This is a genomic window from Bacillus sp. AFS073361 (genome assembly GCF_002567005.1).
Lineage (GTDB): Bacteria > Bacillota > Bacilli > Bacillales > Cytobacillaceae > Neobacillus.
The window spans coordinates 60,071-72,894 of the sequence record NZ_NUZU01000031.1 but is presented as its reverse complement, the minus strand read 5'-3'; the positions used below and the strand labels follow the sequence as shown (position 1 = coordinate 72,894).

The 12,824-nt window shown below is 38.3% G+C and carries 14 protein-coding genes; 12 read left to right on the top strand and 2 right to left on the bottom strand.

The annotated features are described in order from the left end of the window. Positions 1-93 precede the first annotated feature (93 nt). From COJ96_RS15220 to COJ96_RS15210, 3 genes are read left to right on the top strand one after another with little or no spacing between them, the layout of a single operon-like run. Positions 94-1,671, top strand: coding sequence for a cation:proton antiporter (locus COJ96_RS15220; RefSeq protein WP_098574663.1), 1,578 nt, complete (start codon positions 94-96; stop codon positions 1,669-1,671). Positions 1,672-1,728: 57 nt separating this feature from the next. Next, positions 1,729-3,105 carry a TrkH family potassium uptake protein gene (locus COJ96_RS15215; protein WP_098574662.1) on the top strand — a complete coding sequence of 459 codons (1,377 nt, stop codon included), beginning with the start codon at positions 1,729-1,731 and terminating at the stop codon, positions 3,103-3,105. 35 nt (positions 3,106-3,140) lie between these two features. After that, positions 3,141-3,797, top strand: a complete 657-nt coding sequence (locus tag COJ96_RS15210; RefSeq protein WP_098574661.1) for a potassium channel family protein — start codon at positions 3,141-3,143, stop codon at positions 3,795-3,797. Positions 3,798-3,847: 50 nt separating this feature from the next. Here the strand turns inward: COJ96_RS15210 and COJ96_RS15205 are convergent, their stop codons facing one another. Next, on the bottom strand, positions 3,848-4,537 hold the full coding sequence (locus COJ96_RS15205) for a YetF domain-containing protein (protein ID WP_098574660.1): 690 nt from the start codon (positions 4,535-4,537) through the stop codon (positions 3,848-3,850). Between the two features lie 186 nt (positions 4,538-4,723). Between COJ96_RS15205 and COJ96_RS15200 the strand changes: the two genes are divergently transcribed. The 6 genes from COJ96_RS15200 to COJ96_RS15175 all read left to right on the top strand — a co-directional run bounded on the left by COJ96_RS15200 (position 4,724) and on the right by COJ96_RS15175 (position 9,656). After that, entirely contained in the window at positions 4,724-5,068 is a 345-nt protein-coding gene (locus COJ96_RS15200) for an avidin-fold protein (protein ID WP_180230142.1), read from the top strand. A 13-nt stretch (positions 5,069-5,081) separates the two neighbouring features. Further along, positions 5,082-5,258 (top strand): hypothetical protein, encoded by a 177-nt coding sequence (locus COJ96_RS28680; RefSeq protein ID WP_180230129.1) that lies wholly within the window; start codon positions 5,082-5,084, stop codon positions 5,256-5,258. A gap of 6 nt (positions 5,259-5,264) precedes the next feature. Further along, entirely contained in the window at positions 5,265-5,687 is a 423-nt protein-coding gene (gene fosM, locus COJ96_RS15190; protein ID WP_098574658.1) for a FosM family fosfomycin resistance protein, read from the top strand. Between the two features lie 141 nt (positions 5,688-5,828). Further along, a complete protein-coding gene (locus tag COJ96_RS15185) occupies positions 5,829-8,348 on the top strand; it encodes a PAS domain-containing sensor histidine kinase (protein WP_098574657.1) in 2,520 nt (839 codons plus the stop codon). After that, complete coding sequence (locus COJ96_RS15180; protein WP_098574656.1) at positions 8,320-8,967, top strand: response regulator transcription factor; 648 nt, start codon at positions 8,320-8,322, stop codon at positions 8,965-8,967. The genes COJ96_RS15185 and COJ96_RS15180 overlap by 29 nt, the downstream gene beginning before the upstream one ends. Before the next feature lie 200 nt (positions 8,968-9,167). Continuing rightward, the gene (locus COJ96_RS15175; RefSeq protein WP_098574655.1) at positions 9,168-9,656 is read left to right on the top strand and encodes a hypothetical protein; all 489 of its coding nucleotides are present in this window, start codon (positions 9,168-9,170) and stop codon (positions 9,654-9,656) included. Between the two features lie 75 nt (positions 9,657-9,731). Here COJ96_RS15175 and COJ96_RS15170 read toward each other — a convergent pair whose 3' ends face one another. After that, a complete protein-coding gene (locus COJ96_RS15170; RefSeq protein WP_098574654.1) occupies positions 9,732-9,917 on the bottom strand; it encodes a hypothetical protein in 186 nt (61 codons plus the stop codon). 151 nt (positions 9,918-10,068) lie between these two features. Here COJ96_RS15170 and COJ96_RS15165 point away from each other — a divergent pair, with 151 nt between their 5' ends. Genes COJ96_RS15165 through COJ96_RS15155 form a run of 3 tightly spaced genes read left to right on the top strand, consistent with a single transcriptional unit; the run spans position 10,069 to position 12,786 of the window. Further along, on the top strand, positions 10,069-10,932 hold the full coding sequence (locus tag COJ96_RS15165; protein ID WP_098574653.1) for an efflux RND transporter periplasmic adaptor subunit: 864 nt from the start codon (positions 10,069-10,071) through the stop codon (positions 10,930-10,932). Further along, a complete protein-coding gene (locus COJ96_RS15160) occupies positions 10,932-11,621 on the top strand; it encodes an ABC transporter ATP-binding protein (protein WP_098574652.1) in 690 nt (229 codons plus the stop codon). The genes COJ96_RS15165 and COJ96_RS15160 overlap by 1 nt, the downstream gene beginning before the upstream one ends. After that, the gene (locus tag COJ96_RS15155; RefSeq protein ID WP_098574651.1) at positions 11,614-12,786 is read left to right on the top strand and encodes an ABC transporter permease; all 1,173 of its coding nucleotides are present in this window, start codon (positions 11,614-11,616) and stop codon (positions 12,784-12,786) included. The genes COJ96_RS15160 and COJ96_RS15155 overlap by 8 nt, the downstream gene beginning before the upstream one ends. Positions 12,787-12,824: the final 38 nt, after the last annotated feature.

Here is a 12,824-nt window from a genome sequence, read left to right as displayed (position 1 = left end):
ACGTAGAGAAATGGCACCATTGAGTTTTAGAGGAAAATTAAATGATAGGTTGTACAAATAATGGACATTATTAATTTATAAGGGGGGAATCAGGTGGAGGAAATAGATATGCATCATATTTTCGAACTTGGACTTACATTAATCATGATCGCAGCTGGTATCACAGCCATCTCTAAAAAATTAAAGCAGCCTTATCCAATTGCCTTAGTTATAGTTGGGACTATTATTGGCCTGGTAAACATTCCAGCATTATCTCCTTTAAAGGATTTTATTACAGAAGGTGAAGTTTTTAACTTTGTTATCATTACACTCTTCTTGCCCGCTTTATTAGGCGAAGCGGCTTTAAAGCTTCCTTTTTCCCATTTAAAAGAGAATAAAGGTCCTATTCTTGCTTTAGCTTTTGGAGCTACTCTGTTATCCTTTCTTATTGTCGGTTTTTCTACGATATGGCTTTTAGATTTTTCGATTCCTACCGCATTTGTGTTTGCTGCTCTAATGAGTGCCACTGACCCTGTCAGTGTGATCTCCATTTTTAAAAGCGTTGGCGTAAATAAAAGGCTCGCAACTGTCATTGAGGGAGAAAGTTTATTTAATGATGGACTGGCGGTCGTCCTATTTAAAATTTCTGCTTTCTATTTACTTACATATATGGATCTTGGGGCAGTCGGGATTGGATATGGATTATGGGAATTTATTAAAGTGATTTCCCTTGGACTCATCATTGGCGGTGCACTTGGATATGGTTTTTCTAAACTAACTAGTTATTTTGACGATTATCCATTAGAAATTATCTTTAGTGTGCTCCTTTTTTACGGTTCATTCTTACTAGCTGAGGCCGTCCATGCCTCAGGAGTCATTGCGGTTGTTGTCGCTGCACTGATTTTTGGAAATTATGGAGCAAGTATTGGAATGAGCCCGACGACGAAGCTAAATATTAATAATTTTTGGGAGGTTGCAGCGCTCTTAGCCAATTCAGTCGTCTTCCTAATGGTTGGATTGGAAATAACTAAAATTAACTTAGCGGACAAATGGGGTTTAGTTTTTCTTGCCATTTTGATTGTGCTCATTGCCAGAAGTATTGCAGTTTATCTAAGTCTATTATTCACCAGTAATTTTCCAACTCCCTGGAAACACGTGATCAACTGGGGGGGGTTAAAAGGCTCTTTATCCATAGCACTTGTTTTAAGTCTTTCTCATGAATTTACCGGTAGGGAAGATATATTAATTGTCGCGTTTAGTGTGGTATTGTTTTCTTTAATATTTCAAGGAATATCTATTAGACCGCTATTATCCGTCTTAGGGCTTAATAAAAAAGGAGAAGGGGATAAAGAATATGAAGAACTGATTGCAAGGGGACATAGATTTGAAACAGCCATAAATGAAATACACACCGTTAAAAAAAATTTGTTCATCACCGAAACAGCAGCTAAAGAGGTGATTACAGAATATGAACAGGAACTTTCTGTATTACAGAGCAAAATGGAGCAACTTTTTAAAATGTATCCTAGTCTGAAAGAAAAACAACAATCGATTCTACAAAAACATGCCTTATATGCACAGCACGAAGCAATTGAGAAATTGGTCATGGAAGATATTATCTCAAATGAAGTGGCAGAGCTTGAACATAACCTTATTACTGACAAGATCGTGGAATTAGAGGATTTACATTAATTAATATATGGAATCATAAACATAGACATTAGGGTAAAACATAAAAATAGTACTCCAATGTATTGGTATAGAGGGAGAGTCAATATTGTGAAATTAATAAAAAGAAAAGGGAATTTAGTTCGTTTGCATCCTGCCCAAATCCTTGTGATCGGTTTCGGATGTTTAATTCTATTGGGGACTTTACTGTTTATGTTACCGATTGCAACCTATGAAGAGGGACGGGGACTTAGTTTCATTGATGCTTTATTTGAGGCTACTTCAGCTGTTTGTGTGACAGGGCTGGCTGTGGTCGATACAGGAACAACCTTTACTTTATTTGGAGAAATCGTTCTTCTTTGTTTAGTCCAAATAGGCGGTTGGGGATTTATGACTACGGGTATCTTATTGTTTATTATCTTAGGGAAAAAAATTGGATTAAAAGAGCGCTTATTACTTCAGGATTCATTAAATGTGTTTTCTCTTTCGGGGGTAGTCAACTTAGTAAAACGGATCATCATCATTACCTTTATTGTCGAACTAATTGGTGCTATCACGTTAGCCATTCGCTGGTCCTTTGACATGCCTCTCCGGAAAGCCATTTACTATGGTATTTTCCATTCTATTTCAGCTTTTAATAATGCTGGGTTTGGTCTTGAACCAGACAACTTAAGTAAATGGGTGAGTGATCCGACGGTTAATATCATGATAACCCTTCTTTTCATAACGGGTGGAATTGGTTTTACCGTTATTCTCGATCTCTTTCATAAAAGATCCTTTCGCAAATTATCCCTTCATTCGAAAGTCGCCCTCTTTATGACACTATTACTGAACATCGTTGGGACATTAATCATTTTATTATCAGAATATAATAATTCTGGAACTATTGGGAAGCTGTCATTTGATGATAAGCTTTGGGCATCTTACTTTCAAGGCGTTGTAACACGGACTGCCGGTTTTAATACGATTGATATAGGAGCCATGAATCTTTCTTCGCTCGTTTTCATGATGGGCTTAATGTTTATTGGTGCGTCCCCCGGGTCTACTGGTGGAGGTATCAAAGTAACAACCTTTGCTATTATTATTTTAGCTTTTTGGGCGGTGGTTACCAATCGGGATGAAGTGAACATTTTTAAACGAAGGCTTCCGTGGGAGCTTGTCAATAAATCATTATCGATTGTTGTGGCGGGAATGTTTTTTATCTTCCTCATTTTCTTCTTATTAACCTTTACCGAAAAAGCTGATATGAGCAAACTACTGTTTGAAACCATTTCTGCCTTTGGAACAGTAGGTTTGTCCGCTAATTTTACACCCGACCTGTCGCCCTTCGGTAGAGTCTTGATTTCCATCATGATGTTTATTGGAAGGCTTGGACCTTTAACGATGGCTTTTGCACTTTTAAATACTCGTAAAGATGCAAAAGTTAGATATGCAGAAGAAAAGATCTTAATCGGCTAGAGTTTCATTTTTTAATTAGGGGGTGTTTAGTACTTATGGTAAAGCAAAGTTTTGCTGTAATTGGGTTAGGGAGATTTGGTACGAGTATCGCATCCAAGCTAATTGAAGCAGATCAGGAAGTAATGGGAATTGATATAAATGAAGAAAGAGTCGAAGAAGGTAAATTATTAGTTACCCATGCTGTTGTCCTTGATTCTACGGAAGAAGAATCACTGAAGGCGGTTGGAATTCGTAATTTTGATTATGTTATTGTTGCCATCGGCAATGATATGCAGGCAAGTATTTTAACAGTATTAATTTTAAAAGAAATGGGCGTGAAACAGGTGATTGCAAAAGCTCTGAATAAACGCCATGGACAAGTTTTAACAAAAGTAGGTGCAGATTGGGTTGTACATCCTGAAAGAGATATGGGAGAACGTGTAGCCCATCAACTTCTCTCACCCAATGTCCTGAACTATATAGAACTTTCAAAGGATTACAATATTGAAGAAATCATGCTGCCACCGTGTATGGCTAGAAAAACTTTACGTGAACTGGATTTACGTGCGAAATATAATGTGAATGTCATTGCCATTCTAAGTAGTGAAAATTTAATCATTTCACCCTTTCCGGAACATCTTATTCAAAATGGGGATAAGGCAGTAGTCATTGGACACCGTGATGATCTAAATAAGTTGGCAAATCTTAAATAACCTTTCATTTTTACCGAAAAGACATCCATTGGTGGGATGTCTTTTTATGATCAGTTATTTATGTTGTCATTTAAATCAATGGACAAATTTCCTTTGGTCCCTATCACAGCATACGAAATATCATTAACTTCAAGGTTTCTCTTTTTTAGTTCTCCCATTAACCATTTTTCATCGTAATTGGATTTGGTTAAGTTCTCAATTAATATTTTCCCATTATAAATCAACTCGACCGGTACCGTCTCAGAGGAGGATAATTGCTTTAAATCTTCTTTAGTGGTGGATAGGTATTGGCTTTTTTTTAAGACAGACAGTGAGCCATTTATTTCTAAAATCGCACATTCTACTTCTTCAATGTTGAAAATATCCTTGCCGCGTAATGCTTGTTGCAGAGAATCTAGCGAATAATGCATTCGTTCCATTGATTCTCCAAGAATTTCTCCATTTTGAACTAAGATTGCAGGCTCACCAGCGATCCATTTCCTTAAGCGTGGATTTCGTAAGGCCACTTGATTTAGAATAAAAACAACCGTACCCAGTAGGATCATCGCTATAATAAAATAAAGAAATCTAATTTTAATATTAAAGGCTAGATTTCCTGCTATTGTTCCCATCGTAATGGAAGCTATATAAAGGTGATACGTCTTATGGGCAATCGTTTGTTTACCGAGTACCAGGACAAATACCCATAATAATATAAATGAAGTAAACGTTCGAATGATAATCTCAACAGTTTCTGACATCAATTTTTCTCCCAATATAATCCAACAATTCTCATTTGATAGTATGTTCTTTGAACAGAGCGATTATTCTAACGTGAACCATTTTAAAAAAATTAATAGGTTTCTATATTTATAGCTACTTGAAAATGTAAAATATATGGTAAAATATGTGAATATTATAACGATTAAGGAGGTTAAAAGGTAATGGTGATCAATTACAATGGTCGGATATTTGTATCTGTTGAAAATACAGCAAACGGAGAGGTTTCTTCAAGTACCTCATTTGAATACAAACAAGAAGGAAATATACTTTCAGCTACATATGGCGGCGGAGAGATCGTAAAGGGGACGCTGATTGGAATAGTTCAGGAAAATGGCCATTTACAATTTAGATATAACCATGTGAACACAAAAAACGAAATTAGAGGCGGGAAGTGCTGCTCGATTCCAGAAACTCTTCCCGATGGAAGAATTAGATTACATGAAAAGTGGAAATGGACAGACGGTGAGCATACCGAGGGGGAATCTGTTATTGAAGAAGTGTTTAGATAAGGAGGATGAACGCATGGAAAAGCATAGAAAGTTAATAGAATCAATACGTTTGTATGGGTCAATTACACTTGGTATATTAATGGCAATCCAATGGTTAAATATAATCGTTGGGATAGCTATAATCGTTGTATTGGCAATCATTGACCAAATATTTATCAAACCAAAATTGAAGTCTGATAATATGAGGTGATTATTTGTGTCCATAAAAGGTCTCAATCATTTCTTATTTTCCGTTTCGGATCTGGAGAAATCTATTGAGTTTTACAAGAATGTCTTTGATGCTAAGCTGTTGGTCAAAGGAAGAAGCACCGCCTATTTTGATCTAAATGGGATGTGGTTGGCTCTCAATGTGGAGAAAGATATCCCCCGAAATGAAATTCACCAATCCTACACACATATAGCCTTTTCTATTGAGGAAGCAGAGTTTGATCGTATGGTTCAAAAACTAATAGATTTGAATGTTACTATCTTACCAGGTCGTCCAAGGGATGAAAAAGACAAGAAGTCCATTTACTTTACGGACCTGGATGGGCATAAGTTTGAGTTTCACACAGGTACTTTACAGGATCGCTTGGATTATTATAAACAAGAAAAACCTCATATGGAAATTTACAGATAGCTTTTTCAGCCCCAGCATTTGGAGGCTTTTTCTTTTTTGCGGACCTCCCCCTATTTTTTGCGTGTTTTCACCGCATTACCTACATTATAATGAACATATAGAATTTATCTGGAAATTCTTTCTTATTGAAAGGAGTAGGCAATGAGCACGGACTTAAAATTTATTCGAAGCGCGCAACAATTACTGCAGAAAATGCCAGATGCGATGTATATCATTGGACTTGATAATAAAGTTTTATGGGTAAACGAAGCTTTTCAAAAATTCTTTGGTTCGGACCAAAAACAATGGGATGATGGTTTAACCAACTTAATCTTTATAGAAAAGAAAGAGCATGAACCCTTTGTTGTTTATTGTCATGATGGTTCCGTCATCTCTGTAAGACTGCAATTAATCCCTATTAATGAAAACGAATCAACTCCAATTGCTTATACTGGCATTATACAAAAATCCACCATGGAACACCTCCTAGACGAAGATATAAGGTATAAAATTGTCGCAGATAACACATCTGATGTAATCGTACTCGTGGATCAACGGACGATTGTTCGTTATGTATCACCATCCATTTATTCGATGATTGGTTACACAGCGGAACAATACGAAGGAATGGACGCCTTTGACTTAATTCACCCTGATGACAGGCAGCGAATTCGTGACTTGCATTTTCAAGCAGTCCAAACCAAAACAGAAATTAAAATGGAATATCGTGCCATTCACGCCCAAGGATCACTGCTCCATGTTGAGACCAAGGTGAAACCTGTGTTCGATAGTTTCGGAAATGTAAAATATGTAGTTGCGGTGATACGTGATATAACTGAACGAAAAAAGGCTGAACAATTATTAGAAAATATTTTAGAAAGTGTTAATGCAGCAGTATGGTCAACGGATAAGGATTTTAGCTATTATACCTTTTGTTCAGAGAGCATTGAAAAAATATCGGGAATTCCTAGACATGAAATTATGCATAACCCGATTCGCCTACATGACCACATCCACCCAGAGGATAATTTGATGCTAATGGGGGAAGTAAAGAAGAACTTGGATAGGGGTCTACCTGTAAACAAAGTCATTCGTTATACCCATATTGAAAATGAAACTAGATGGGGAAGGCTGATCGTCCACCCGTTTTTGGACAATACAGGCGCAGTCGAACGTCTTGATGGGTTGATGTTGGATATTACGGAGAAAAAACGGTCGGAGTTAGCATTAGAAGAAAGTGAGCAAAGGTATAAGTCGTTATTTGAGAACAATTTGGATGGAGTTTTTTCCATTGATTTAAAGGCTAATTTTGTCAATGCTAATCGATCGTTTGAAAAAATTACAAGTATCAAAATAGACGAATTGCCAGATCGTTGTTTAATAGGGTTGATTTATGATGAAGATCACTTGGCTATCTATCAAGTTCTCTCGGAAGTCATTCAAACCCATGAATCGAGAGACATTGAATGCAGGATTGTACGTTATAGACAGAGGGAGCCTCGCGTTGTTAATATTTCCTTTGTTCCAATCTTCCTTTATGGTGAATTAATGGGTGTACATGGGATGGTTAAAGATATAACTGAGCGCAAAAAAGAGGAATTAGAGCTAATCCAAAGTGAAGAAAGGTATAAGACACTTCAGCAAAGTATTAATCGTTTCTCCCATGATCTTGCGAACGTTATGAAAGTTTCTGAATTAGAAAATCGTTTAATTGATGAGGTTAAGAAAGTATTGGCAGTTACAAGTGCATCCATTGAAAAAGTTCCAAGAAATAAGGAAGCATCTCTAGGTAACCAAAAGGAAAAATGGGTAAAAATTGCCGAAAAGGATCAGCTTATCTATTTAAGGATTAGCACTGATCAAGCTTTGAAAAAAATAGAGGAAGAGTGGCTTGAAACGGCCGTTCATTATGTCACGATTTTATATGATAATCTTGGATTTATTGAAGATTTGATGAAACGCATTGAGGACATGGTAAGTATCAATGAGACCCCTAAATGGATGCTCCGGCTCTTGTTTAGACTTTCGGAAAAGGAACGGGCTTCTCTTTCCAGCGATTTGCATGATTCTGTATTGCAGGACCTTATTATTTGGTACCGTAAACTGGAATCATTACGCTCCACATCAAAGTTTAACGATGAGATTCAGGAAGAGCTAATGCAAATTGAAGAAGGACTGCTTGACGCCATTCATCAAATTCGCATTACCTGTAATGAACTTCGCCCGCCGTTTCTCATAAAAATGGGGCTGGTGGAATCTTTAAAGAGTCTGTTTTCGTATGCCCGCATGTTTTCTAATTATGAGATTGACTTCACTGCCATGGATTTAATCCATTCATTAAATGAGGATCAAATCCTCGGCTTGTATCGTATAGTTCAGGAGCTATTAAATAATGCCACCAAACATTCGAAAGCATCGAAAGTAACAATGAATTTGATCAGCAAACAGGATTATATTCATTTTTCTTATGGTGATAACGGGGTCGGGATCGATTTAACCTCCTTTGGCGGCTCGTTTAAACATATGGGTTTAGCTGGGATTGAGAATCGTGTCCTTAGTTTAGAGGGGAAAGTGGAGTTTCATTCTGCTCCTCAAGAGGGCTTTCATATGGATATTACCATTCCAACTATAACAACGCAAAAAGGTGATCACTATGGAAATATTATTGGTGGACGATCATAGATCCGTCGTCGAAGGATCAAAGATGCTCATTGAGTCAGAACCAGATATGAATGTTACGATTGAAACGGACGTTTATCTTGTCCCGGATTTGGTCCGTCTAAAAAGTTTTGACGTCATCTTGTTTGATTTATATATGCCTAATATCAATGGGGCTGATTTAGCACGAAAAGTGCTCGAAGATGTTCCTGACGCCATAATTCTCATATATTCGGGATTTGATATTGCACCACATTTTAATTTGCTGATGGATTCAGGCGTGTCTGGCTTTATTTCGAAAACATCGACCAGAGAACAGCTAGTTCAGGCAATCCGCAGCGCCGCGAGGAAAGAGGCGATTATTCCGATGCAACTTCTTAAGCAGCTTAGACGTCAGGAGATCATTGTGCAAGGGGAGAGCGCCAATGAAAAAACAACGATTGGAAAAAAGGAAGAAACACTTCTGCGCGAGTTAGCCAAGGGACATAGTAATAAGGAAATTTCCAAGACCTTGCTAATCAGTCAGCGCTCATTGGAGTACAGTCTGACCGAACTTTTTCAAAAATTAAATGTCAACTCACGGGTGGAAGCTATTAAAAAAGCTAAAGGACTGGGGATTCTGCCAACAGAAGATTTATATTAGAGAGGATGGGACCGGCGTATACCGGTCCTTTTCTTGTGATTTTCGGTAAACCCGCAATTTTTTGCGTTAAGTCCATATAGGTTTGCGGTTGGCATTGTCGTCTGTTGAAATATGATGTTTTCATCCACTCCTATGCGCCATATTTGATTTTATTGTAGCTGTATTTATATTGAGGTTTTATTAAAAGGAGGTAATAGAAAATGAATGTTCAACTATTACAGTGGGGATTGTTCTCGTTTATGATTGGAATGGTATTATCGCTGCCGCTTGCAGCCGTATTTTATCAAAAAAGTTCACCAATGAATAAGGTTTTTACGAATTCTAGAAAACTAAAATCAGCCCATATAGATTTTTTTATGCAAGGCTTCGCATTGGGATTAGCTTTTCTATTGGAAATGTCGTTGAAGACAGAGTTTTCCTTGTACATTGTCATCCCATTGATTTATGGTTCGATTTTGAACCCTACGATTTTGTTGTTAGAAGCTACACCTTTTATCCGTTCAAGTTACCGATTTGCTCATCTCTTCCTTAGAGCCACGAGCCCGTTAGCCCTTCTGTTTGCTTGGATTGCCATTGCTATTTGGTTCTTGCCATTATATTTAGATATATTACTATTGTTCGTGGTCGCAGCTGGTGGGCTTGTAATATTAATCTATCTAACTAAGAGTAGTAAAAACCTTAACATATAGAGTTAAGGCTTTTTTTTGCTTACTTGGAGATTGGTTATCGCCAGTAAACTCGGGTTATGCGCCATTAACTCTATGTCATCCGCCAGTAACGAGTAACCATCCGCCAGTAAAATTGAATGTCGCCAGTAAACATGGTTTATCCGCCAGTAAACTCGCGTCATCCGCCAGTAAAACTGTTATCGAGAGTATTTGCCCCTTATCCAAGAGTAAATTCAAATGATCCGAGAGTAACCCCTTTTTCCAAACAAAACTGCAAGCCACATGCGGGCCTACCCCAAAAGTTTTGCGGTGCTTCTCTCAAAGTCTGCGGTTTTGATGGAATAGAAACACCGTACAATGAAATCATCCAAAACAAAAGAAAAACCCCATACGAAATAGGAACCAAACAAAAAAACATTCGGGAGGAAAGAAAATGAAAAAGAAGAGTAAAAAGAAGTTTGTCATATGGACGGTGGTTGGGCTGATCGCAGCGGTTCTCCTAACTGGCTTTTTATTTATGCCAAAGGGGTCGGGGGACCTTGAAGAAGAAAAAGCAATAACAGGTGATATTACCACTTATTACACCTTTTCAGGCACCGTCGAAGCAAAAAACAGGAAGACAATGATGAGTGATACTGCCATGCAGATTAAAGAAATTGAAGTTAAAGTCGGGGAGCAAGTAGAAAAAGGCGATGTCTTATTGACCACAAAACAAGGAGACAAAATTAAAGCAGCCCTTGACGGGGAGATTTCCAAAATTCATGTCGAGAAAAACGCAGAAGTCATGTCAGGAGCACAGCTTATCGATATTGTCGACTACTCCACATTACAAACAAATGTAAAGGTCGATGAATATGACTTGAAATACCTAAAAGTGGAGCAAAAAGTCAATGTTGCCATTAATGCGCTTGAAAAAGAAATAAAGGGTACCGTTTCTGCCATTTCCAAAGAAGCCATTCATGAGAATGGGGTTTCATACTTCACCGCAACGATTGATCTACCTAAAGACAAAATGATTAAAGTGGGTATGAGTACCGAAGCTAAAATTTTGAAGGAATCTGCTAAGGGAGTCATTACCCTTTCCATGAAGGCCATTCAATTTGATAGTAAAAATAAACCTTATGTATTAATCCCAACCGAAAAAGGGATGGCAAAAAAGCAATTTATCCAAACCGGCATTAATGATGGTACGACGGTGGAAATTAAGGGCGGAGTGGACGCTGGCGAGGTTGTCCTCATTCCGAATCAAGAGAAAAACAATTCCGATGCAGCCATGATGCATGGAGGTAATGAATAATGAATGAGCAAATCCTCAAAATGGAGCATATAACCAAAACCTACTTTATGGGCGATGAAGATCAAGTGGTCTTAAATAACATCAATCTCACAGTTCATAGAGGTGATTTCGTTGCCATTTTAGGGCCCTCAGGTTCAGGGAAATCGACTCTGATGAACATGATTGGCTGTCTCGATTCACCCACCAGCGGTGACTATACATTATCGAATCAAAAAGTGGATGAACTTAATGAGTCACAACTGGCCGTAATTCGTAATCAGGAGGTTGGATTTGTGTTTCAGCAGTTCCAACTCCTTCCGAGACTTAGTGCAATCCAAAATGTTGAGCTTCCTCTGATCTATGCGAGGGTATCTGAAAAAGTCCGCAAACAAAGAGCCCGCGACATGCTGGTAAGGGTTGGGCTGGGTGATAAACTGCATCATCGCCCCAATCAGCTTTCAGGAGGACAGCAGCAGCGCGTAGCCATCGCGAGAGCAATGGTGACCGAACCGACTATTTTACTCGCTGACGAACCAACTGGAGCGCTCGATCAAAAAACCGGTCAGCAAATTATGGAGCTTTTTCATGAACTACACGAAGAAGGAAAAACCATTATTATGATTACACATGATATAGAAATTGCGAAAAATGCAAGCAGGATTGTACACATATTAGACGGAAATCTGAAGGAGGAGCATGTTCATGTTTAAGGAAAATCTTAAGATGTCTTGGATGAATCTTATTCATAACAAAATGCGATCCTTCCTTACGATGCTAGGAATTGTGATTGGTGTGGCCTCAATCATTGCGCTAATTACCATCGTAAAAGGCGCTATGAATGGGATGACCAGTGAGTTTTCATCCTTTGGTGCAGATAAAATCTCAGTTCAGGCCATCGGGACACCGCTCAAAAAAGGTTTACTAGATACGGATATTCAAAAACTGGCAGACATTGAAGATGTTGCCGGTGTTTCCCCAACTCTTACAGGAACGACAAATGTGGTCTATAACGGCAGTGAAAAAAAGGATGTTATGGTTCAAGGAAAAAATGATGTGTATTTTTCCAAGACAAAAGACCTGGTGGATACCGGCAGAGGATTAAATATATTAGATATCAATAGTGAAAACAAAGTGTGCTTGATAGGTTCCGATATTGCTAACGATTTGTATTGGGGAGAGGATCCAATCGGGAAAAAGCTGATGATTGCCGGGGTTACTTATACGGTTGTCGGAACTTTACAGAAATCTAGCAGCTTCTCAGAAGCGTCAACTAACGATGCAGTTATTATCCCTTATACCACCTCCATGAGCCTGCTTGGAACAGGCTACATTACAAGTGTTGATGTGTATATGAAGGATTCTAATGACTCTGAAAAAATAACCACTGATATTGAATCCGTATTAAATCAAGCATTTAACTACAAGGCTGACAGTTTTACCGTGATGAATATGGAGGATATGATTTCTTCGATTAAACAAGTAACAACAATGTTATCTCTGATGCTCGGTGGGATTGCATCGATTTCACTTGTTGTTGGGGGCATCGGGATTATGAACATGATGTTAGTTTCTGTTACGGAACGGACAACGGAAATTGGACTAAGAAAGGCACTCGGAGCCGAACCGAAACAAATCCAGCAGCAGTTTTTACTAGAAGCGGTCTTTATGTCACTTTTTGGGGGCACGATTGGATTCCTGCTTGGTGTGTTCATCGCGTTCGTCGTTTGCCTGATTATTGGAGCAAGTTTCGCCTTGTCAGCCTCAACCGTCATCTTGGCTCTGGGATTCTCGGCGGCGATCGGGATAATATTTGGTCTTGCTCCTGCAAGGAAAGCATCAAGACTGAATCCGATTGATGCATTGAGGAGTGTTTAATAAAGCAGCTTGTCAGAAAAATTTATATAAGAGAGGTA